General features: G+C 67.6%; 1 protein-coding gene. It reads right to left on the bottom strand.

Annotated elements, in window-relative coordinates; translation table 11 throughout:
- On the bottom strand, window positions 1–1,334 hold a 1,334-nt coding region (locus G6553_RS20550), incomplete at both ends, for a CotH kinase family protein (RefSeq protein ID WP_166196991.1).

Below are 1,334 nucleotides of genomic sequence, written 5' to 3'. Positions count from 1 at the left end.
GGCCTGGGTGTGGGGGTTGTAGAGCTCGAGGAACTCGGCGGTGTCGCCGCCGGTGGGGGAGTGCTGGATCTCGTTGATGACGATGTTCGGGGCGGCGGGCTGGTTGCCCGGCACCCGCGGATCGGAGTTGAAGGCGTTCCGACGGTCCTGGATGTCGGTGAACAGACGCTGGCGGAAGGTCGCGAAGGTCGTGCCCGCCGGGTAGGGCCACGCCCCGAAGTCCAGGGCGCCGACCGGCTGCGCCGGACCGACCACGGCGTCGTACAACGCCTCCATCCGGCCGGTCGCGAGCAGGTCGTTGACCAACGTGCGCACCCGGCGGAAGTACATCTGCCGCCACTCGGGGACCGCGAGCAGGGCCCGCATCAGCGCGCTCGTGTTGTCACCCGGCTCGGCCGGGGTGACGAAGGAGCTCTCCACGTTGCAGCACCCGTTGCTGAACGTGTGGTCCAGGTCCCAGGGGATGATCTTCCACCGCCCCGTGTTCGGGTTCAGCGAGAGCAGGAAGTTCTTCGACGAGGAGTCGACGTGCTCGACGATCGCCGTGACCGCGGCGTAGTTGAGCATCTTGGGCAGGTCCGCGTTGGCGAGCAGGAAGTCGCGCTGCGCGGTGCCGGTGAGGGCGACCCCGTTGACGAACGACGCGATGGGAGCGAAGTTGCCGTCATCGGGCGTCTTCTTCGAGAAGCGCACCGTCACCGGCCGGCTCTGGTTGAAGGCGCTCGTCTCGGCCTCGAACAGCTCCTTGTCGTCGTAGCCCTCCCGTTCGCGCCAGGTGCCGTCGAAGACCTCGTTGAAGGTGTAGAGGCCCTGGAAGGCGCCGTTGCGCTGGCTGCGGATCGGGAACATCTGGTGGTTGACGATCCCAGCCCGCTGGTAGGCGTCCCAGGCGAGGATGGCCCGGCCGTGCGACTTGTCGCTCCAGTCGGCCTGCATGTCGAACTCGTCGACGGGCTCGGTGATCACACCGGGCATGTCGAGGTCGTGGTTCTGGGGCATGTGGAACTTCCAGCTGACCTTCGGGTCGCGCTGGGACGCGTTGCCCTTGATGTTGGCCTCGACGTTGTCGTAGACGACGCCGTCGTAGGCGATGACGGCCGGACGGGTGATGTCGGCCGTCGGGTTGTTGACCATCGTCGTGTAGTCGGCGTTCGAGATGAACCACTCCAGCACCGGAACCGGGCTGCTCAGGCCGTGGGGCACGACGATGCCGCGGTAGTTGATGGTGTCGTCGGTGCGGGGTGAGCGGGTGGTGGCGGTGGGGTTGGTGGCTTCGACGCGGTAGCGCAGGAGGTGGCCGGCGGCGGCGCCGGGGATGGTGGCGGTGTGGGTGT

It is taken from the genome of Nocardioides sp. IC4_145 (genome assembly GCF_011250565.1).
Taxonomy (GTDB): domain Bacteria; phylum Actinomycetota; class Actinomycetes; order Propionibacteriales; family Nocardioidaceae; genus Nocardioides.
This window is presented reverse-complemented; position numbering and strand designations above follow the sequence as displayed.